Annotated in this window: 24 protein-coding genes; 10 read left to right on the plus strand and 14 right to left on the minus strand. The window is 58.0% G+C overall.

Going from position 1 to position 20221, the window contains the following annotated elements; translation table 11 throughout:
* Nucleotides 1-5: 5 nt before the first annotated feature.
* Nucleotides 6-1115 carry an MBL fold metallo-hydrolase gene (locus ACHZCJ_RS10825; RefSeq protein WP_236554009.1) on the minus strand — a complete coding sequence of 370 codons (1110 nt, stop codon included), beginning with the start codon at nt 1113-1115 and terminating at the stop codon, nt 6-8.
* Between the two features lie 37 nt (nt 1116-1152).
* Between ACHZCJ_RS10825 and ACHZCJ_RS10830 the strand changes: the two genes are divergently transcribed.
* Entirely contained in the window at nt 1153-2244 is a 1092-nt protein-coding gene (locus tag ACHZCJ_RS10830) for an AI-2E family transporter (RefSeq protein WP_321326322.1), read from the plus strand.
* Here ACHZCJ_RS10830 and ACHZCJ_RS10835 read toward each other — a convergent pair.
* From ACHZCJ_RS10835 to ACHZCJ_RS10850, 4 genes are read right to left on the minus strand one after another with little or no spacing between them, the layout of a single operon-like run.
* The gene (locus ACHZCJ_RS10835; RefSeq protein ID WP_321326326.1) at nt 2234-3148 is read right to left on the minus strand and encodes a histone deacetylase; all 915 of its coding nucleotides are present in this window, start codon (nt 3146-3148) and stop codon (nt 2234-2236) included. The two genes, ACHZCJ_RS10830 and ACHZCJ_RS10835, sit on opposite strands and share 11 nt — an antisense overlap.
* Before the next feature lie 7 nt (nt 3149-3155).
* On the minus strand, nt 3156-3569 hold the full coding sequence (locus tag ACHZCJ_RS10840) for a DUF1801 domain-containing protein (RefSeq protein WP_321326328.1): 414 nt from the start codon (nt 3567-3569) through the stop codon (nt 3156-3158).
* A 32-nt stretch (nt 3570-3601) separates the two neighbouring features.
* Complete coding sequence (locus ACHZCJ_RS10845; protein ID WP_321326330.1) at nt 3602-5308, minus strand: amidohydrolase family protein; 1707 nt, start codon at nt 5306-5308, stop codon at nt 3602-3604.
* An 8-nt stretch (nt 5309-5316) separates the two neighbouring features.
* The gene (locus ACHZCJ_RS10850; RefSeq protein ID WP_321326332.1) at nt 5317-5715 is read right to left on the minus strand and encodes an MAPEG family protein; all 399 of its coding nucleotides are present in this window, start codon (nt 5713-5715) and stop codon (nt 5317-5319) included.
* A 357-nt stretch (nt 5716-6072) separates the two neighbouring features.
* On the opposite strand from ACHZCJ_RS10850, the gene ACHZCJ_RS10855 reads away from it, so the two are divergent.
* Nucleotides 6073-6195 (plus strand): hypothetical protein, encoded by a 123-nt coding sequence (locus ACHZCJ_RS10855; RefSeq protein ID WP_268893906.1) that lies wholly within the window; start codon nt 6073-6075, stop codon nt 6193-6195.
* A 26-nt stretch (nt 6196-6221) separates the two neighbouring features.
* Nucleotides 6222-6344, plus strand: coding sequence for a hypothetical protein (locus ACHZCJ_RS10860; RefSeq protein ID WP_268893907.1), 123 nt, complete (start codon nt 6222-6224; stop codon nt 6342-6344).
* Between the two features lie 43 nt (nt 6345-6387).
* On the opposite strand, the gene pgmG is transcribed toward ACHZCJ_RS10860, so the two are convergent.
* From pgmG to ACHZCJ_RS10875, 3 genes are all read right to left on the minus strand, one after another.
* On the minus strand, nt 6388-7797 hold the full coding sequence (gene pgmG / locus ACHZCJ_RS10865) for a phosphoglucomutase/phosphomannomutase PgmG (protein WP_321326337.1): 1410 nt from the start codon (nt 7795-7797) through the stop codon (nt 6388-6390).
* Nucleotides 7798-7887: 90 nt separating this feature from the next.
* Nucleotides 7888-8322, minus strand: a complete 435-nt coding sequence (locus ACHZCJ_RS10870; protein ID WP_321326339.1) for a hypothetical protein — start codon at nt 8320-8322, stop codon at nt 7888-7890.
* 3 nt (nt 8323-8325) lie between these two features.
* A complete protein-coding gene (locus ACHZCJ_RS10875; RefSeq protein ID WP_394700099.1) occupies nt 8326-9162 on the minus strand; it encodes a division plane positioning ATPase MipZ in 837 nt (278 codons plus the stop codon).
* A 90-nt stretch (nt 9163-9252) separates the two neighbouring features.
* On the opposite strand from ACHZCJ_RS10875, the gene panC reads away from it, so the two are divergent.
* Nucleotides 9253-10092: a pantoate--beta-alanine ligase gene (gene panC / locus ACHZCJ_RS10880; RefSeq protein WP_321326343.1), complete on the plus strand. Its 840-nt coding sequence runs from the start codon at nt 9253-9255 to the stop codon at nt 10090-10092.
* A 173-nt stretch (nt 10093-10265) separates the two neighbouring features.
* Entirely contained in the window at nt 10266-10562 is a 297-nt protein-coding gene (locus tag ACHZCJ_RS10885; RefSeq protein ID WP_159646690.1) for an SEL1-like repeat protein, read from the plus strand.
* A gap of 2 nt (nt 10563-10564) precedes the next feature.
* Here the strand turns inward: ACHZCJ_RS10885 and ACHZCJ_RS10890 are convergent, their stop codons facing one another.
* From ACHZCJ_RS10890 to ACHZCJ_RS10910, 5 genes are read right to left on the minus strand one after another with little or no spacing between them, the layout of a single operon-like run.
* Nucleotides 10565-11719, minus strand: a complete 1155-nt coding sequence (locus tag ACHZCJ_RS10890; protein WP_321326346.1) for a GNAT family N-acetyltransferase — start codon at nt 11717-11719, stop codon at nt 10565-10567.
* 5 nt (nt 11720-11724) lie between these two features.
* Nucleotides 11725-12483, minus strand: coding sequence for a glycerophosphodiester phosphodiesterase family protein (locus tag ACHZCJ_RS10895; protein ID WP_321326349.1), 759 nt, complete (start codon nt 12481-12483; stop codon nt 11725-11727).
* A complete protein-coding gene (locus ACHZCJ_RS10900; protein WP_321326351.1) occupies nt 12480-12947 on the minus strand; it encodes a RidA family protein in 468 nt (155 codons plus the stop codon). The genes ACHZCJ_RS10895 and ACHZCJ_RS10900 overlap by 4 nt, the downstream gene beginning before the upstream one ends.
* 12 nt (nt 12948-12959) lie before the next feature.
* Nucleotides 12960-13637 carry an HAD family hydrolase gene (locus tag ACHZCJ_RS10905; protein ID WP_321326352.1) on the minus strand — a complete coding sequence of 226 codons (678 nt, stop codon included), beginning with the start codon at nt 13635-13637 and terminating at the stop codon, nt 12960-12962.
* Nucleotides 13630-13920 carry a DUF3572 domain-containing protein gene (locus ACHZCJ_RS10910; protein WP_321326354.1) on the minus strand — a complete coding sequence of 97 codons (291 nt, stop codon included), beginning with the start codon at nt 13918-13920 and terminating at the stop codon, nt 13630-13632. Before ACHZCJ_RS10910 ends, ACHZCJ_RS10905 begins: the two co-directional genes overlap by 8 nt.
* A 52-nt stretch (nt 13921-13972) precedes the next feature.
* Between ACHZCJ_RS10910 and ACHZCJ_RS10915 the strand changes: the two genes are divergently transcribed.
* Complete coding sequence (locus ACHZCJ_RS10915; protein ID WP_089133587.1) at nt 13973-14341, plus strand: response regulator; 369 nt, start codon at nt 13973-13975, stop codon at nt 14339-14341.
* 18 nt (nt 14342-14359) lie between these two features.
* Here ACHZCJ_RS10915 and rpmG read toward each other — a convergent pair whose 3' ends face one another.
* A complete protein-coding gene (gene rpmG / locus ACHZCJ_RS10920; RefSeq protein ID WP_108811670.1) occupies nt 14360-14527 on the minus strand; it encodes a 50S ribosomal protein L33 in 168 nt (55 codons plus the stop codon).
* 195 nt (nt 14528-14722) lie between these two features.
* Here rpmG and ACHZCJ_RS10925 point away from each other — a divergent pair, with 195 nt between their 5' ends.
* The 4 genes from ACHZCJ_RS10925 (at nt 14723) to ACHZCJ_RS10940 (ending at nt 20073) form a co-directional block, all read left to right on the plus strand.
* Nucleotides 14723-15058: a hypothetical protein gene (locus ACHZCJ_RS10925; protein ID WP_159646701.1), complete on the plus strand. Its 336-nt coding sequence runs from the start codon at nt 14723-14725 to the stop codon at nt 15056-15058.
* Between the two features lie 10 nt (nt 15059-15068).
* Nucleotides 15069-15635 carry a TMEM165/GDT1 family protein gene (locus tag ACHZCJ_RS10930; RefSeq protein ID WP_394700101.1) on the plus strand — a complete coding sequence of 189 codons (567 nt, stop codon included), beginning with the start codon at nt 15069-15071 and terminating at the stop codon, nt 15633-15635.
* 115 nt (nt 15636-15750) lie between these two features.
* Nucleotides 15751-16215 carry a DNA starvation/stationary phase protection protein gene (locus ACHZCJ_RS10935; RefSeq protein ID WP_321326363.1) on the plus strand — a complete coding sequence of 155 codons (465 nt, stop codon included), beginning with the start codon at nt 15751-15753 and terminating at the stop codon, nt 16213-16215.
* Between the two features lie 342 nt (nt 16216-16557).
* The gene (locus ACHZCJ_RS10940) at nt 16558-20073 is read left to right on the plus strand and encodes an autotransporter domain-containing protein (protein ID WP_321326365.1); all 3516 of its coding nucleotides are present in this window, start codon (nt 16558-16560) and stop codon (nt 20071-20073) included.
* The last annotated feature ends 148 nt before the right edge of the window (nt 20074-20221 follow it).

Here is a 20221-nt window from a genome sequence, read left to right on the forward strand (position 1 = left end):
GCGCTTCATTCCTGTTGTTTCAACTCCGCCATCAGTCCGAACAGCTGGACGACGTCCGGCGGGGTCATATCGCCGCTATATTCCCGGTAGAGCGTCGCGACATTGACCGCGATCCGCTCGCTGTCTCCCCAACTGGAAAAGTCGCCTAGCCGAATATCATGCGCCGCGTCGCGGACCGACAGGCCGGCGTCAAACCGCTTGCGCGCTTCCTGATCGATATAGCGCAAATAGTCCTGCACCCGCCGCACGCCATGGACATCGGTGATCGGACCGTGGCCGGGCACAATGGTCTCGGCCTTGAGATCGATGATCGTGTCGCAGGCGGCGATCCAGTTGGATACCGGTCCCGCCCACATGATCGGTGTGCCCTCGATGAACAATATATCGCCGGTGAAGACGGTCCTGTCGTCCGGAACATGGACCAATATGTCACCGGCGGTATGCGCCGGGCCGACTTCGATCAGATCGACCGGCTTGTCGCCGACCTTCAGGCTGTGCCGACCGGTGAATGTCTGCGTCGGTGCTTTTTCCGCCACATCGGAGAAATCGAAACGGCCGAAAATATCGACCAGATACTGCCCGGCCGGCCCCATGGCGCGCGCTTGTTCCATGATCGCGGCCAGCGCGCTGGCCGGCAATTCCGCCATTTCGCGTGCGCTGGCTTCCGACGCGATCACTTCGGCTCGGGCGCAGCAGCCATTGCCGTGGGTATGGTCGCCATTGGCATGGGTGTTGACGATCACGCCGATATCGTCGGCGCCAACCCCGGCGGCATCAGCCATGACGCCCAGCATTTCGCGGGTCAGGCTGGCATCGAACAGCGTATCGACGAGCAGGGATTCGCCGCCGTCGCTGATCAGTCCGGCATTGGACCAGCCCCAGCCGCCATCGGGCTGCAGATAAGCGTAAATCCCGTTGCCGGTCTCGACCAGTCCTTTTTGAAAGGGAATTGACGTCATCGTTTCTCCACCCTCTGCACAATCCGGACGTCCACTGTTGCAGCTTTCAGGGGCTTTGAACAGATGTCCGTTTCTGCCGGAGAATATTGCCGGGATCGCGCCCGATCCTTGCCCGGTCTGCAATATTGCCGTATCTGCCGGTTGGAAAAATTTCAACGCGGTCGCCACGCCAGACCCAACAAGAGCGCCTAAGATGGATAACCGGACAATATCGAACAATCGCGTCGAATGGGGTTTCATGATCACGCTGCTGGTCATCATCTCGCTGGCCTTCGCGGTGTTGATCGAGCCTTTTTTCGGCGCTGTCGTCTGGGGCGTGGTCGTCGCGGTCCTGTTCCGGCCGGTCTACGAACGGCTGCTGGGCTACCTGCCCGACCGGACCAATCTGGTTGCCGCGATCACGCTGATTCTGATTCTCCTGCTGGTCATCGTCCCTACTATTCTGCTCGGCATGGCGCTGGCGCAGGAAGCGGCCACCATCTATCTGCGGATCCAGGAAGGGGAAATCGATTTCGGCGCTGTTTTTGCGGCCTTTGAAAATAGTCTGCCGCAATGGGTGCAGAACCAGCTCGCCGCTTATGGCTATGGCGATTTCGCGAGCATCAGGGCGGAAATCGAACAGTCGATATCCGCCATTCTCGAATTTCTGGTGACCCAGCTGCTCAGCGTCGGCCAGGGCGCCTTCCAGTTCATGCTCGCCCTTGGCGTCATGCTCTATCTGACCTTCTTCCTGCTGCGCGACGGCCGCGCGCTGAGCGACCGGATCGAACAGATGGTGCCGCTCGGAGAGGAAAAGCGGCGCATTCTGATGGAAAAATTCCTCGTGGTCATCCGCGCGACGATCAAGGGCAGCCTGATCATCGCGATCATCCAGGGCAGCCTCGGCGGCCTCGTCTTCTGGGCGCTCGATATCCGCGGCGCCTTGTTATGGGCGGTATTGATGGGGATATTCTCGCTGATTCCGGCCATCGGCACGGGCTTTGTCTGGGTCCCGGTCGCCCTTTATCTGTTCATCACCGGTGATGTCTGGCAGGCCGTCGTTCTGGTGCTTTGCGGCGTGTTCGTGATCAGCATGGTCGACAATCTCGTCCGCCCGATCCTTGTCGGCCGCGACACGCGGATGCCCGACTATGTCGTGTTGATCTCGACGCTTGGCGGTCTGCAGCTGTTCGGGATCAACGGCATTGTCATCGGCCCCTTGGTAGCCGCTCTGTTCATCGCGATCTGGAGCATCTTCTCCGACATGCAGCAGGGTCAGGTGGAGCCGGAAAAAGCTAGCGAATAGTCGCGCGGCGCGCCGCTTCGTCCGCCATCGTCATCATCGACCGCGCATGGCGCAGCGCCACCGCATGATGGTCATGGCCATAGCCGCCCCCTAGCGCGCTGGCGACGGCAATGCCGCGGTCACGGGCCTTGCGAATGACCATCCGGTCGCGCTGTTCGAGTCCGGAATCGGTGAGCGCCAGCCGGCCGAGCCGGTCATCGGCATGCGGGTCGACCCCGGCCTGATAGAGCAGCATATCCGGGTTAAAGCACCCGAGAATGTCATCGAGCGCGCCATCCAGTATCGCCAGATAGGCCTCGTCTTCCACCGCATCGGGCAGCGCAATATCGCGGCTGGAGCGGGCCTTTCTGGCCGGGAAATTGCGTTCATTATGGATCGACAGGGTGAACACATCCTCGCGCCCGGCCAGCAATACGGCGGTGCCGTCGCCCTGGTGCACATCAAGATCGACAATCAATATCCGGCGCGCGTCGCCTTCCGCCAGCAGCCGGTTGGCGGCGATCGCCAGATCGTTGAACACGCAATAGCCGGCGCCGGTGTCGGCCAGCGCATGATGGCTGCCCCCGGCGCTGTTCGCTGCATAGCCATGGTGGAGGGCCAGCCGCGCGGCCAGCCAGGTGCCGCCCGACGTATATTGCACACGGCTGGCAATCTCCGCGGACACCGGAAATCCGATCCGCCGTTCTATTTCACGTGGAACAGTCGCGCTCAGCACCTGCTCGACATAGTCCGGATCATGCACTGCCTCGATCCACTTGCGCTCCATCAGCACGGGCTGATGAGCCTGGTGCAGCGGCGCATGCGTCCGGATCGCCTCCATCACCAGCCGATATTTGTCGAAGACAAAGCTGCCGCTTGCCGGGCGCGGTGCGACATAATCGGGATGGTGGACAATGTGGAGCATGGATGAGCTAGCTACGCTTCTGCAGATGGTAGGTCAGCGCCATGGCGATACAATGTTTGACGGCCTCGACGGGCGGTTCTTCTTTGCTGTCAAACAGCACAGCGCGATTGCCGTCAAAAGTCAGTTCCTCGCCATATAGCTGCCGGTAGCGTTCGACCAGATCGGTCTGGCAATGCACATAGAGCGCATATGTGTCCGGCGATTTCTTGTGCCGATGCAGCCGCACGGTGGTGCCCGACCCGCTCGCCGCCGTCAGAAATGCCGGCTCTCCCCATTTGACCGTCTCTTCCAGCGGACCGATAGCCGGATTCTCGCGCGCAACCTCCAGCACCAACTGGCGGAGCTGCACCAGCCTCCCGGCCATTTGCTCCGGCAGGCCTTGCCAGGCGGAGCGCGTGGGTTCGGGAATTGGGTCTGTCATTCCCCACCATTATCAGTCGGCGGGGCTTCTTGTCACGCGCCCCGTATCAACCGCCCCGGCCGCGCGCCTGTCGACTGGTCGAAGCGCCGGATGATCTCGCCGGAGACGATGGTTGCATCATAGCCGGTGGCGCGCTGGTGCAGGCGTTGCCCGCCGGCCGGCAGATCGCGGACGATTTCCGGCAGATGCAATTGCAGCTTGTCGAGGTCGATCACATTGATATCCGCCTTTGCGCCAAGCTTGAGCAGGCCGCGCTCGTCGAGGCCGACCGCTTTGGCGGCCTTGTGCGACAGCATATGGATTGCTTCCGCCAGTTCAAAGCTCTCGGCTCCCGGATTGCGGACATATTGGGTCAGCAAATAGGTCGAGTAGCTGGCGTCGCAAATCGCGCCATAATGGGCGCCGCCATCGCCGAGGCCGGGAATGCAATGCGGGTGGCTGAGCATCTCGTGCGCGCTGGCCAGCGTGCCATTCTCGTAATTGCCCAAAGCGGCGAGGAACAGGCCCTTGCCGTCGGTATCGAGCAGCCGGTCATAGGCGATCTCCTGCGGCGTGCAGCCCCTGGCCGCCGCCTGCCCGGCCATGCTCATCTCTTTTGGCGGCGCATAATCCGGTGGATTGTCGAGCGGGAACAGCCAGTTCCAGTCGCGGGCCAGCGCGTTGAACGGATGGCCGGGCTCGAATTCTTCGCTCAGCAGCGCCTCTCGCAAGTCCGGATCGCGCATCGCGGCAACCTGCTCCTCTATGGGCAGGTCGGCAATCTTCGCCCAGCTCGGGCAGAGAATGAACGGGTGGACGGTCAGTTCCAGCCCGGCGATCAGGCCGATCGGACGCGGCATGATCTGGGCGGTCGCTTTGCCGCCATTCGCGTTGGTGGTATCGATCATATCGAGGACCTTGCGCCAGCGCGGCGGGCCGTCATTGCCCGAGGCGAGCGTGAACGTCGCCGGCCGGCCGGAGCTTTCCACCACCCGCTCGATCACCTGATATTCCTTGTCCCAGCCGACAAAGGCGTCGAGCACGACCTGAAAGGTTCCCGTCCCGGCATCCTTCATGCCGCCGCAGATCGCTTCCAGTTCGGCCACATCCGCTTCAAATGTCGGGATCGACCCGCCGTCGGCGGTCTTGTGAATCGACAGCCGCGACGTCGCGAAGCCGATCGCTCCGGCTTCCATCGCTTCCCGCGCCAATTTGCGCATCATGGCCAGATCATCATCATTCGCCGGTTCGCGGGACGCACCGCGCGCGCCCATGGCGTAAACGCGCAGGGGGGAATGGGGCAGATAGGCCGCAATATCGATATCGCGCTTGCCCTTCTCGACCACGTCGAGATATTCGGGGAACGTCTCCCAGTTCCACGGCAGGCCGTCGGCCATGACCACGCCGGGAATATCCTCGACGCCCTCCATCACATTGATCAGCATGTCGTGATCGTCCTTGCGGCACGGCGCGAAACCGACGCCGCAATTGCCCATGATCGCCGTGGTTACGCCGTGTGAAGACGACGGGCTGAGTTCTTCCGCCCAGATGCACTGGCCGTCATAATGGGTGTGGACATCGATAAAGCCGGGGGTGACGATTTTGCCCGTCGCGTCGATTTCTTCGCGACCGGTTCCGGGCACCTGCCCGATTGCCGCGATCCTGCCGTCGCTGACCGCGATATCGCCGTTAAAGAGATCACCGCCGCTGCCGTCGGCGATGGTGCCGCCGCGAATTACCAGATCATATATTTTGGTCATGTTTAAATTCACCCTCTCACAAGCTGAACGATGCCACCGATCAAGGTGCCAAGTACGAATATATAGATGGGCGGCATGCTGGCGTAGAGCCACAGCAACCGTTTTTCCGGCGCCCTGTGATAGCCCAGCGCATAGCCGACCCGCATGAACGGCCAGATCAATCCGATAGCCGCCGCCCAATAGGGGCTGACGACATAAGCGAACAGCCACAGGCCGGGCAGAAACAGCACCAGATGCTCCAATGTGTTTTGATGTGCGCGGACATGGCGCTCATATTCGGGGGGGCCGCTATGCGATGGCGGCACGATCTGGAAACGGCCGCGCGCCAGGCCGGCCATCAGCAAAGTGAAATAATAAGCGAGCAAAGCCAAGGCGCTGACAGTCGCCACATAAATATACGGGTCCATGATGCCCTAATCCCCATCCCTTTTTCAGACTGTCCTGAACGATCGGGTCGAGCCTGGCCATAGTGCATTTCGATAAGAAACGGCTGCCGGGGAGAGTTCGCGAACCACCTTCTTGCGGCACAGTCTCGTCTGTGGCGGTTGGTGAGCTTGATTCCGGTCGATTGGGCAGCAATGCCAAACCAAATATTGGGAATATTCCCCACTACTCGGTATCTATCAAGTTTTCCTTTCGAGATTCATTGATATAAGATCTTGAAATATTTCAATATTTTGAAACTGGCACGCCCCGTGCAAAGCTGTTGGCATCTTCGCTAACAACCCGTTTCGAAGGCCTGAATTTAAGAAAAGGAATGAAAAATGTTGAACGTAAATATCCAGAACCACGTCGTCGCCGCCGTTGCCGCTCTTTTCTCCGCTGCTGTCCTGGTTTCCGCCAGCGTTGGTCCTGCGGTTCAGAGTAGCGCTGCCCTGATCGCATAAATCCCGCCCACCGGAAGGAACAAAACATGCCCCGCTTCACATTTCGTCAGGAAATCGCCGTCGGTTTCGCCGCTCTTGTCTGTTCGGCCATATCCGTGATCAGTTCCATTGGTCCCGCGACAAATGGCAGCCTTTCGACTTTCATCTGATAGCCGCTGGCCGGTGACAATCACGCGAGGGAGCAAGCGGAAGTCAGTGTCCGACGCTTTCCCCGCGCTCCAGCCCCGACAAGGCCAGCTGTTCGTCAATCTGTGCCATCAACCGGTCGAGCCCGTCCTGTGATTTGGCTTCGGCCCGGGCGACCAGCACATCCTGGGTATTGCTTGCCCGCAGCAGCCACCAGCCGTCCTCGGTATTGACCCGCGCGCCGTCGGTGTCGTTGACATCGGCGCCGCTGGCCGAAAGCCGCTCCAAAATTTCGTCGATCACCGCGAACTTGCGACTCTCGTCGACCTGAAAGCGCATTTCCGGCGTGTTGATCATATCCACCATATCGCTGCGCAGTTGCGTCACGCTCTTGCCGATATTGGTTGCCGCCTGAATCAGCCGGATCGCGGCATAAGGCGCGTCGTCGAAACCGTAATAATCATGCTTGAAAAAAACATGGCCGCTCATTTCGCCGGCTAGAGGCGAACCGGTTTCCTTCATCTTCGACTTGATCAGGCTGTGGCCGGTTTTCCACATCAATGGCTTGCCACCGCATTCCGAGATCCGGTCATAGAGCGCCTGCGAGGCCTTGACGTCCGCAATGATCGTCGCGCCGGGTTCGCTCTTCAGCACATCCTCGGCATAGATTTGCAGCAACTGGTCGCCCCAGATCACCCGACCCTCGCCGTCGATCGCGCCAATGCGGTCGCCGTCGCCGTCAAAGGCCACGCCAAAGTCGAGGCCTTTCTCTGCAACCAGTGCCTTCAGGTCGGCGAGATTCTTTTCCTCGGTCGGATCGGGATGATGGTTGGGGAAGGTCCCGTCGACATCGGTGAAGAGCAGATGATGCTCGCCGGCGCCGCGATCGCTGAGCAGCTTCGTCAGCTTCTCGATCACCGGTCCGGCCGCGCCGTTACCGCAATCCCATCCGACCTTGAACGCACCGCCGGTGAAATTCTTCAGCAGGCGCTCGACATATTCATCCTCGATATCGATCCGCTCCAACGTACCCGTTCCGCTGTCCCAGTCTCCGCTGGCTGCCATCGTGCCCAGTCCCAGAATGTCGGCGCCGAAAAAGGGGCGGCCCTGAAAAACCATTTTGAAGCCGTTATAATTGGCCGGATTGTGACTTCCGGTAATCATTATGCCACCTTGGATCGTTTTCAGTATAGATTCGGCATAATAAAGCATCGGAGTGGGGCCCATTCCGACAGAAATGGCATTGATTCCGGCATCATTGAGGCCGCGGACAAGAGCCTCTTCCAACATCGGCGAACTGTCGCGACCATCAAATCCGGTTGCCACCGCCGTCCCGCCATCGCGCGCGATCAGGGTTCCGAAACCCCGGCCTATCGCATAGGCATCCTCCGCTCCCAGCGTCTCGCCGATAATGCCGCGAATATCATATTCGCGCAGGGAGGTGGGATGGAACTGATGGGAGGTCGGAGCGGTCATGGTCATCGCCTTGCATTATTGGACTGGCCTTTGTTTCTAAGGCGCAGTTTCCTGAAAATCCAGCGATAGTGACAAAATGTGACGGCTGGGCTACCGGCGCGAAGATGCTTCCAATTCTTCCAATAATATGTCGCGCGCCCGGTTGATCATCTTGGCCAGCTGCTCGTCCCCGCCATTGTCGGGATGATGTTCGGCCAGCCGTTCTTTCCAGGCTGCATTGATCTCGACAAAGCCCGCCTCATCGCTGACGCCTAGTAGAGACCGCGCCCGGTCCAGCTCGAAATTGCGCGGCTTGCGCTTGGGCTCTTCCGCATCACGTGCCGGGATCAAGATCCGCCAGCCGCTCAGAAACGCCGCTCCGGCGAGCATCGCGCCGCCCATGATCCAGCTGCCGCCGCGCAGGAAATTCGCGGCCAGTAACGCGACCACGAGCGCCAGCCATTGGTTGGCGGTCATCGTCTTGGCTTTGCCCGAAAGCACCAGCCAGGCCAGAATCGCGCCGCCAAAGATCAGCAACGGCGTCATCCGTCAGGCCACCAGCTTGGGTTTCGAACGGGTTGCCGCTGTGTCGGCGGCGATCTGATCCGCGGTCTGCGGCAGTGCCAGATGCTTGATGAGTTCGCGCAATTCTTGGCGCGCGGCCAGATGACTGGTGGCAAGCCGGCCGAGATATTTCTTGTCGAGCATGGTCAGGCCGGCCGGAAAAAGCTCGCGGTAGATTACCCGCTCGCTGAGGCCGGGAATGATGCGAAAGCCGACTCTCTGCGATAATTCGCCGAGTGCTGCGACGATTCTTTTCATATTATGCGCTTCGACATATTGCGTCCGGTTGCGCAGCAATACCCAGTCGATTGTCGTGCCGTCCGCCTTGGCCCGCGCCTTGCGTGCATCCCAGATCAGTTCCGCATAAAAGCTGAGCTTGCGGACCTTGTAGGTTTCCGGATCGACCTGTCCGATCAGGTCAAAATCGACAAAGCTGTCGTTGATCGGGGTGACCAGCGTATTGGCTCTTGTCGCTACGAAACGGGCGAATTTGTCATCGCGACCCGGCGTGTCGAACAGCAGAAAATCGACATTTTCCGCCATTTGCGCCATCATCTGCTCGAGGCGGGCCAGATTGTCCTCCTCGAACACCTCATAAAAGGGGTGCGGGATATCGATGTTCAGGCGCTGCATCGTCGCGTCCCGATTTTCCAGATAGCGATAGGATGTTCGCTGACGCGGATCGAGATCGATGATCCCGACCTTATGTCCCTGATAGGCCAGGGCAACGGCGACATGGACTGCGGTGGTCGACTTCCCGGTCCCGCCCTTTTCGTTGGCGAAGACAATATGATACGCACTGCTGGTCACGGTCTGATCCATACCCCCTGTTGTTGGCCCTTGCGAACGATGAATTACCGTCCCATAGCCTACACGAGCCTGACTGAAAAATCTAAACGCAAAGAAATTTCCATGCAAATTGTTCGACAGCTTGACCTGCTGCGGGACGCTTTGGCGGCGTTTCGCAAAACCGGAACCAGGATCGGGCTGGTCCCGACCATGGGCGCTCTGCACGCCGGGCATATGCGGCTGGTGGAAACGGCGATGGAGCAATGCGATACGGTGGTCGCGTCAATCTTCGTCAATCCGACCCAGTTCGGCGAGGGCGAAGATCTGGACGCCTATCCGCGTCAGGAAGCCGCCGATGCGGCTCTGCTGGAGGCTGCGGGGGTAAAGCTGCTGTGGGCGCCCACGGCCGATCAGGTCTATCCGGACGGTTATGCCACCCATGTCAGTGTCGGCGGCATCAGCGACGGCTTATGCGGTGCAGCGCGTCCGGGCCATTTTGACGGTGTCGCCACTGTGGTGGCAAAACTGTTCAACCAGGTCCGCCCCGATGCCGCTTATTTCGGAGAGAAAGACTATCAACAGCTTGCCGTGATCCGCCGGATGGCGCGCGATCTGGATTTCACCCATGATATTGTCGGCGTGCCGACCGTCCGTGATCCCGACGGGCTGGCCCTGTCCTCGCGCAACGCCTATCTGACTGAAGAGCAGAGAGCCAATGCGGTGGCCCTGCCCGATGCTATGCGGGAAGCGGCCAATGCGATCGCGGCGGGCGGCAATATCGCCGATATACTCGAGGGTGCGAAGGCCAGAATACGCGCTTCCGGCTTTCACAAAATAGATTATTTCGAGCTTCGCGATGCCAATCGGCTGACAATTCTCGATATTTTTAGCAAACCCGCCCGTCTTTTCGCCGCCGCCCATATCGGCAGAACGCGGTTGATCGACAATATCCCTGTTTCCTAGGCTTGCAGCGCCGTCCGGTTAACCAAATAAACCGGTAAAACTCGCTGATTTCGCGGGCTTTTGACGCAGTAAAACCGGATTGTTGCGATTCGCGTTAACCATTTCTTTAGGACATTGCGGTGAAAGTCGGCCTGTCGCCAGGAAATGCGGCAACAGGAACAGGGACTGACGATATGGGCAACAGCATGAAAAGCGCGGCCTTTCTGATAGAAAGCCGCCTCGCCGAGGCATCGCATGGTAGCAGCAACGCATATTTTGATCTGGGGGTGATCTATTCCACCGGTTCGGATGGCGTCGAGGTCGATTTGATCGAAGCGCACAAATGGTTCAACCTGGCGGCATTGTCCGGCCATGACGAGAGCAAGATCTGTCGCGCAGAAATCTCGCTTGATATGACAGCGCGGGAAATTGCCGAAGCGCAGCGGGAAGCGCGCAGCTGGCTGCAGGAATGCTCGCGCCGCGCAGCCTGACGCTAGCCGGTTTTCTTGAATGGCCCCATTTCGGCCAGAAATTCGATATCGGCAGCAACCGCCTGCCGCTCGCGTTCGAGATATTCTGCAATTGCCGAACGAAATCCCGGATCGACGATATAATGAGCTGACCAGGTCGGCACCGGCTGATAGCCCCGCGCCAGCTTGTGGCTGCCCTGCGCTCCAGCCTCGACCGTTTTCAGTCCGCGTGCGATCGCCGCATCGATTGCCTGATAATAGCAAATCTCGAAATGCAGGAACGGGATGTTGCGCGTGCAGCCCCAATAGCGTCCGTATAGTGTGTCTTCACCAATGACATTGAGAGCCCCCGCCACCGGAACGCCCTCCTGCATTGCAAATATCAGCAGCAGCTTCTCACCCATCTTCTGCTGCAGCAGGTCAAAGGCTTCGCGGGTCAGATAGGGCTGCCCCCATTTGCGCATCCCGGTATCCTGATAAAATTCCCAGAAATAGTCCCAGTGATGCGGCTGGATTTCGTCTCCTGACAGATGGGCTATGTCCACTTCATCCTGGGCCTTGGCCCGTTCCCGGCGGATCGCCTTGCGTTTCCGGGAAGACAATGCGTCTAGAAAGTTATCGAAGCTCTGATAGCCGTCATTGCGCCAGTGGAACTGGCTGTCGGTCCGGATCATCCACCCGGCTTCGCGAAAATAGCCGAGCTGGTCCTCGCTGACAAAAGTCGCATGAACCGAAGAAATTCCGTTATTTTCTGCCAGCTGCTCGGCCGCCCGCAACAGCGGCACCGCGAGGGATTGGTCACGCAACAGCAGGCGCGGGCCTGGCACCGGCGAAAAAGGCGCGGCGATCTGGATCTTGGGATAATATTGGCCGCCGGCATTTTCATAGGCATGGGCCCATTGCTGGTCGAAAATATACTCGCCCTGACTGTGCGACTTGAGATAGCCGGGCAGGCAGGCGGCGATTTCTCCTGCAGCATCCTCGATGACGATGGGCAGCGGTTTCCAGCCGGTACCCGGGCCGACGCTTCCCGATTCTTCCATTGCGGACAGAAATGCGTGCGAGACAAAAGGATTGGCGGATCCTGCGCAGGCATCCCACTGGTCAGCCGGCAGGCTGGCGATATCGCCGGCAGCACGTGCGACAATTTCGCTGGCGGTGGGTGGCGTGACGGGCATGCTGTTCAGGTCTCCGGGATCTCGTATACCGGTTCGTCTGCATAGAGGGCGGCGGTTTGTTCCTGCTGGGCGGATCGCACCGTCCAGCTGACGATGGGCAGGCCCCGCGCCCGCTGGGCCGCGGCAAAATGGGACGGCAGATCGCGAATATCATAAGCCAGAAAATCGGGCTTTGCGGTCCAGAGATTGCGGTGGCGCGCGATCCGGCCCCGCCAGTTTCTGCTACCCTCTTCGGTAACCACCAGACCGCGGACGATATGACCGGCATTTTTGCGAAACCAGACACCGACCAGCGGGTTGAAAGACATGATCGCTGCTTGACCGCCATAGCCTTCCAGCGCCCGGCGTACCGAAAGACATAGTGGTCCGACCCGCCTGTTTCGTGACTTGATTTCTATAAGGACCGGGACCCGTCCGCCGATTTGGGCAAGGGTTTCGCGCAGACGCGGAATCTTGCCATGGCCGTCATTGAGCTGGATCCGGTCAATATCGTCGGCCCGCAAGTTGCCTATCCGGCCGCTCTGGCCCGTCAGCCGGTCCAGTTCATAGTCATGGAAGACAAAGGCGCGGCCATCTTCGGCGGCCTGGACGTCGCATTCAATTCCGTGACCCAACTGGATCGCGGCCTCGAAGGCGGCGGGACTGTTTTCCAGTACGCCCCTTCCGTGCAGACCCCGATGCGCGTAGGGCTGGCCTTTGAGAAATGCCACCCGTCCGGCCGCCGGAGCCGGCGCGAGCATATTGTCTAGCAGCGCCCCGATCACTCGGGTTTCAGAGCAATGATGGCATCAACCTCGACCGCGACACCGAGCGGCAGCGAAGCCACACCCACAGCGCTTCTGGCATGCTGTCCGGCGGCTCCGAAAATTACTTCCATCATATCCGAACAACCGTTGGCGACCTTGGGATGGTCGGTATAGTCCGCGGTGCTGTTGACGAAGACCCCGAGCTTGACGATCCGGTCCACCCGGTCGAGTGATCCGGCCGCTCGCTTGATTTGCGCCGCGATCATCAGCGCGCAGGCCTTGGCGGCCTGTTGCCCGTCTTCGAGCGACATATCGTCACCCAGCCGCCCGGTGATCAGCTTGCCGTCGTGCATCGAGACCTGTCCGCTAATATGGAGCATGCCATTCACTTCGATGGCGGGAACATAAGAGGCAACCGGGGCTGCCGGTGTCGGCAATTCAATGCCCTTGGCGATCAGGGCTTTTTCAATATTGTCAGTCATAAGGCAAAACTCTCACGCATGGTTGGCAGGGTCAAGCTCTTGCGATGGCAAGTCCATCGCTGGAGCCGGTACAGCATTGTCAAATATGTCAGAAATCCAGGCCGTAGCCTCGGCCCACCGATCAATCCGGGCGTGGGCGGCCGGGTTGGTGGTGACATGTCTGGCCATGATCGGTTCACCGACCATTTGCAGGCGCCATACGTCGGGTGCATGTTTGGCGACGCTGCCGTGCTGGTGACCCAGATCATCGACAAAAACAGTCACGCTGGGCTCATATTCCGCGAGAATGCCGGCCAGCAGTTCACCCTTGCCGCCCTGGTTGGTATAGACGGGAAAATCGATGCCGACGGCCTTGAGCTGCTCGGCGCGGGCTTCGCGGCGGTCATCGAGCAGATTGGTCAGGATCACGACATCGGCGATTTCACCGAGCCTGTTGATCGATTCAACCGCGCCCTCGATCGCGCCCTGCCGGTGCATTTCATTGTCGAAAAACTCTTTCAGCATCGGCCAGATCTGTTCCGGCAATACCTGGGTCCCATCATGTTTATGGCGCAGGGCATTGGCGAAATTATTGCCGTTTTCCAGGTCGAAATGGATATGCTTGTCACTGTCCAGCCATTGCTGGAACGGGACCACCATGTGCAGCAGGACTTCGTCGCAATCGCTGATCAGAAGCGGCTTGTTACTCATAAAAGTCTCCGGAAGAGTTTAAATGCTGCGCTGCTGCAGCGAGTTTTGCGGGGGCGACCCCGATAGCGTCGGCGCAGGCGACAAGATCGGGTTCGTGATTGGCGAGAAAACCGAGCAGTGATGACAGCATCGTCGGGTCTTCGAGTCCCGACCGCAGTTCGCGGGGATCGAGGCCGGTCAGGGCGAGCAGTCGCTCGGCGCGATCCTGATCCTGCAGCACCCATCCGAGCGCCTGCAAGGCGATGATTTCGCTGTCCGGCCCGAGATTGGGATTTGTTTCCATTGCCGCTTTCGCCTAATGGTTTGCCAGCAAGTTTGAAAGGGCAAATCCGGCTGTGGCAAAAAGAGTATTGGTGGTTGAGGATAATGAATTGAACCTCAAGCTATTCTGTGATCTGCTACGGGCCCACGGTTTTGTTGTCGAGCCGGTCAGCGATGGCCGTGAAGTGCTCGAAAAGGCGCGAAGCTTCGTGCCGAACCTGATCGTCATGGATATCCAGTTGCCGCATGTCAGCGGTCTGGAGCTGATCGAGCAGATCAAGAAAGACGGGCAGCTCAAGATCATACCGATCATGGCCGTCACCGCTTATGCCGGCAAGGGGGACGAGGACCGGATTTTGAGTGCCGGGGCAGAGGCTTATGTCTCAAAGCCGATATCGGTCGCGAAATTCATCGAATCGGTGCAGAAAGTTCTGCACCGCTAAAGACTGGCCAAAGCCGGATTATTTGATTTTGGCTTCTTTGAATTCGACATGCTTCCGGACGATCGGATCATATTTGCGCTGCACCATCTTTTCGGTAAGATTCCGCGGGTTCTTGCGGGTTACGTAGAAAAAGCCTGTGTCCGCCGTGCTGACGAGTTTGATCTTTACATTGGCTGGTTTCGCCATGGTGCATTCCTTAAGGCAGAAGCTGAAATAAAAACAGCGACGCTATCGAGCGCCGCATTCGTTCCCGCGCTAATGGTGAAAAGCCCGATGAATGTCAAGAAAAAGCCTTCGGGGTTGCGATAGTAGCAAACTCTGCTCCGTTTACGACTATTTAACCATGTTTTTGCATGGTTGGATGCAATCAGGGACAGTGCCATGAATCATGATCAAAACCCATTTGTACAGACGGAAATGCTGAATTTGCTTGATGACTTGCGGCCAGAGCTGGCCATTCGTCATCCAATGCAATTTCTCATGCATCTTGATCATGTGCGGCAGAAAGCGACAGAGCACGAACTGTTGGCGCTTCGCGATCTCAGCTGTGCGCTGGAGAGCGCATTGCAGCCGGCCATCGCAAATGGCGGCGCCGGAACCATCGTTCGTTCCTATCTCGAAGCGATGCGCGCGACACTCGATATGGGCGAGATAAACCCGGCGATGACCGAAGCGCTGCTGGCCAATGTTGCGCTGCGTCTTGGCGGTCAGGCCTGACGCCGGCAAAGTGGATGCGTTTCTAACTTCGCTTTTTGCGCTGGCCGTCGCCGAATTCGGCGACCGGCCACAGATATTATGCGCCGCACTGGCGATACGATACGGCCGGCTTTCGCCGGTCATCTGGGGGCTCGGTCTTGCCACGCTCTGCAATTGCGTGATTTCCGCCATCGCCGGATCGGCGGTTCATCGCTGGATCAGCGAAGACGCCCTGCAGCTCTTCTATGCTCTGTCGCTGCTATTGGCGGGTGTCGGCATGGTGGCCTGGCGGCGGCCGGTCGACTTGTTGGAAGCGTGGCGCTTCGGTCCCTTCTGGACGTCTTTTCTGGGATTGTTCATTCTGCAACTGGGCGACAAGGGCCAATTTGTACTGATGGCCACTGCCGCGCGGACCGACATGGCGGCATTCGCTGCAGTTGGCGGCTGGATCGGGGTGATGATTGCCTGCCTGCCCGCCATATTATTCCACCGGCAGCTTGCAGAGCATGTCCCGATGGTGCCGATCCGATATGCCGGTGGCGTCGGCTTTCTGGTCGTCGGTGCGATTCTGGCGCTCGGTGCGTGGGGCATAATCTGATGTCGCCAAATCGATATTGTCAATCTTAGATAGTAATTCTTCCCGTTTTATCGATCGGTCAATCAGTCGTAAGAGTCATTTCATAACGTGGTGATTCCGACAAAGGAGATTGAAGATGACGACAGGTGACAATGCAAAAAAAGCCGTAGCCGAGGCACTGAATGGAATATTGGCTGACAGCTTTGCCCTTTATCTCAAGACCAAAAACTTTCACTGGCATGTTTCGGGGCCCCATTTCCGCGACTATCATCTGATGTTCGACAAACATGCGGCGCAGATACTCGCTACTACTGATCTAATCGCGGAACGGGTCCGCAAGAACGGGCACCGGACCCTCACCTCGATTGGCGATATCGCCCGGCGCCAAAGTCTTTCCGACAATGATGATACGAAGGTGACAGCACCGGATATGCTCGAAGAGTTGCGCGCCGATAATCTGAAGCTGGTCGAAACGCTGCGCGAAGCAAAGGAACTGGCAGGAGAAGCGGGTGATAATGCTACCGATGGCATGCTCGACGACTGGACCGATCAGGCCGAAGAGCGGGCTTGGTTCCTGTTCGAGATCGCACAGAAAGATTAGGCAGGGCGAATCGCTCGGCGACGGACCGGATTGAACGCGCCCGTCTGACAATATTTTCGCCGCTCGTTTGCTTCGGTAGGCGGGCGGCGCAGTTTTTCTGGCCCGAATCCAGACATTTCTGTTGCCAAATCATCACATATGTAACCAAAATTTCCATGTTTGCCTCCGGAAAGGCCCGTAAATCCGTCGATTTCGTAATCAAAGTTCACGATTTAGTAAATTTCGCTTTGATTCACATCGCAAAAGCAAGCACAGTAACAACAGGGGTCTATTCTAATCTAATATTTCAAGGGGCATTCTTCGATGAACAAGAATTTCGGACATTCCAAAAGATCGGTACTTTTGCGTACAGCCGCGGCTGGAGCAATTGCGACGCTCGCACTGGCAACCCCGGCACAGGCCATTGTGCCGAATGACAATTATACGCCGGAAGATATCAGCGATCCGGAAGATAGCGTAAACGGTATCGGCCAGTTTTTCCGGGATGACGGCTTTGTTTGTACGGGTACCCTGATCAATCCGCGTGCCGTCCTGTTTGCAGCACACTGCGTCAACGACCGCCCGGAAACGGATTATGAAACCAATGGCGTAATCTCGTCCGCATTCTCGTTCAGCGGTAATTCGCTTCCGGGTTTCATCGACTGGATCAATAACGGATTTGCATCCAACCCGGACCTTTTTGTCTATAATATCAGCCAGATCGCTTACAATCCCGATTCCCTTGTTGATCCCAATGCGTTTGGATTTCTTGAGGGCGACATCGCAGTGGCAACACTGTCTGATCCGGCAGCCAATATTCCGACCTGGGCACTGCTGTTTTCCCCGCTTCCCGACCCGGGCGAAATTGATGATGTCGATGGCACCGGCTATCACGTAAAAATTTCCGGTTACGGCCGTAGCGGCAGTGGCACGACAGGTGCTACCGTTGGCATTGACTGGCGTCGGAAATCAGCCGAAAATATGCTCGGTGCGCTAACCACATTTGATGCTAGAAACAACTTCTTGTTCGGTAGTCCTTTCGGGGATCTGCCACAGGTGTTGTACCGGCTTGATTTTGACGATCCGGACAAAACCAATGAATTTGATTTCAACCTTTACAAAGACGAGCCCCTCGAACTCGAAGGCACAACCGCCGGAGGTGACTCCGGTGGCCCGCTGATCCTTGATGCGGCGAACAACAGCCTGTCGACAGAAGATTTGCAGATCGGTGTTCTTTCGGGAGGATCGCGCTTTTTTGGAGCGCAGGTTTTCAGTTCTTACGGTACGGAAAGCTTTTACCAACCGCTGTTCCTGTTTGCTGATTATATCGCGGCTGTGAACCCCTATCGCTATGTCAGCGCAAAAGCGGGTGACGGCGACTGGGAAGATGCCACCCACTGGCAAACCGATCTTGATCCGGCCTATCGCATCATTGATGAAAACGGCAATGTCGTAAACGGTTTCCCTGACACCCAATCCGGTGGCGTCGATCAGTCAACGCCGCAATTTGGTGAAGTCTGTTTCGATCCTGAGGGTGATAATCTCGGAGATGAATGCCTTGATTTGGCGACCGGTACCGGAACACCGCCGGTACGCAATACGCCTACCCCGACGCCATCGCCTACGGCAACGCCAGGCTCTTCCATCGGTGTAGCCCAGATACCGAACGCGCAAGCCGTTTCGCCGACCGGTGAAGCGCAGGCTTCTGCAACCACCGTGCAAGCGGCAGGCTCGCCTCAGTTCCTTGCCAGTGCCGCCATTCGCGGCGAAGGCATGATCGTTGAAAATATTGCTATCAGCAGTGGCGCAACGATCGTCGAGGATATTGCAATCAGTGGCGGCGCGACTCCGGTCGGCGAGATTGCCATTAACGGCGGTGCGACTCCGGTTGCTATTACCGCCAATGGCGGACCGGAGGGTGCGGAAGAAACCCCTCAGGCCGAAGGCGATCCGCTTCCGGATCCGACGCTCGACAACGGACTTGCCGGAGCAACCGATTTTGTACCGGATAATATAGATGCCGACGTCGCAAATGGCGTTAATGCTCGCTATTTCGAAGTGACGCTCAGTCAGACGGGTACCACGTCGTTGAACAGCGATGTCACGATTGACCGACTGAATGTTGGCGGCACCGCTGGACTGATGATCAATAGCGGCGCAAGTCTTTCCGCACTGATCGACGTCAACCAGACCGCCGGTCGTATTGCAGTCGACGGGACGCTGAACAGTGTGGGTGACTATTCGCTGTTCTCCGGTCTGCTTTCAGGGTCCGGCACGATCAATGCGCCGTTCCTGACCAATATTGCGGGTGGCATTGCCCCCGGTACGGTTGGCACGATCGGAACCTTGACGGTGAATGGAAACGCAATCCTGTCATCCGGTTCGACCCTGGTGATCGACATTGGCGCATCCGGGGATTCTGATCTTCTGGCAGTAAGCGAAGAAGCCAATATCGGTGGCACGGTTGTGTTTTCACCGATTGATGGTTTCCAGACGGTAACCCCCAGCACTTACCGCATTGTAACAGCGGCTGGCGGCGTTACCGATGAGTTTGATGGTGCGGCACAGATTTCGGCGATTCTGCTTTCGGAATTCAGCTATAGTGCGAACGCTGTCGACGTGACTATCAGTGCCCAGAGCTATCAGAATGTCGTCGATGCGGGTAATCCGGTTCAGACCAGCTTTGCCGATCTGATGGACAACAACCGCGGCAATGCGGCCGTTGCTGATCTGTTCACCTTCCTCGACTTTACCGATGCCGGTACCATCCAGGCGACCTTTGACAGCTGGGCTCCAACCACGGAGTCTACGGTTCAAGCCATGGGACAGGCTTTTCTCGGCAATGTTTCCGATTTCTACCAGAACAGAATCAGTCTTGCCGACCGTTCCTCGAACGGCGGCACGATCGCTGTAATCGGTCGTCCGATGCAACTGGCGGCCACTTCGCTGGGCGGCCTCGCGGTGAATGGAGCCAGCGCTCTGAGCGACGCTGCTGCCAATGCGGATGACACCGAAATCCGTTCCGGTGATGTCAACGAGAACATGGCGGTCTATCTCGCCGGTGGTTTTGTGAATGGTGATGGCGGTTCCATGCCACTCACCAATCCTGCACAGGGCTCTGACGGCGAAGACGAATTCGACGGCTTCTTCATCTCGGGTGGTCTCGAATATTATTTCGACGAAGCATCGTTCCTCGGTATCTCGGCTTATTATTCGGATGTCGATGCAACGGTTGCTCTAGGCAATTCCGCGCAATCCAAGGCGATCATGGGTTCGATCTATGGCCGGAAGGCAATGTCCGGCGGCCTGGTTCTCGATGGTCGGGCGACGCTGGGTACCTATAATGCGGAAACGTTGCGTACCGTGTCGCTAGGCACCCAATCGTTCAGCCTGACAACCGACGACGACAGCATGGTATATGCAGCCGAGCTTGGATTGTCGAAAGAGATGGAACTGAACGATGTGATCGCGGCACCAGGCATTCGGGCTCGCGCGGCCAAGATCAACTTCAGCAACGTGAGCGAACAGGGCGGCGGACCGGCTTTGACGATCATCCGTCCCGACTATAGCAGCATTCAGGGACTGGCCGGTATCGAGTTCAAGTCCAAGCCGGGTCGCAAGCTGCAGATGCGCGCATCCATGAATTATGTCCATGAATTCGAGAATAATCCGAACAGCTTCGGAGCGAATTTCGTTGGTGGAAATGGTGCTGTGGCTCCGTTTGCGCTGGCCGGACGCGACAAGGACTGGGGCGAGGTCGGCATCGGCTTGCGCTACAATATGGGCAATGTCTCGTTTGATCTTTCCGCCGATTCTACCGTCGGTCGGTCGGATGTTTCCAGCCAGGTCTATTCGGGTGCAATCAGCTTCCGCTTCTAACGGTTTAACATTTAGAAAAGCCCGCCGGAGAAATCCGGCGGGCTTTTCTGTGTTCGGCTGCTTTTGCGGATCCGGTACGGCCTCTCCGGTGCAAAAAAAATGGCGGGACAATGCCCGCCATTTCTGAACTATGGATGTGGTGAAAAGC

This window comes from uncultured Parasphingorhabdus sp. (genome assembly GCF_963677535.2).
In the GTDB taxonomy this organism is placed as follows: Bacteria; Pseudomonadota; Alphaproteobacteria; order Sphingomonadales; family Sphingomonadaceae; genus Parasphingorhabdus.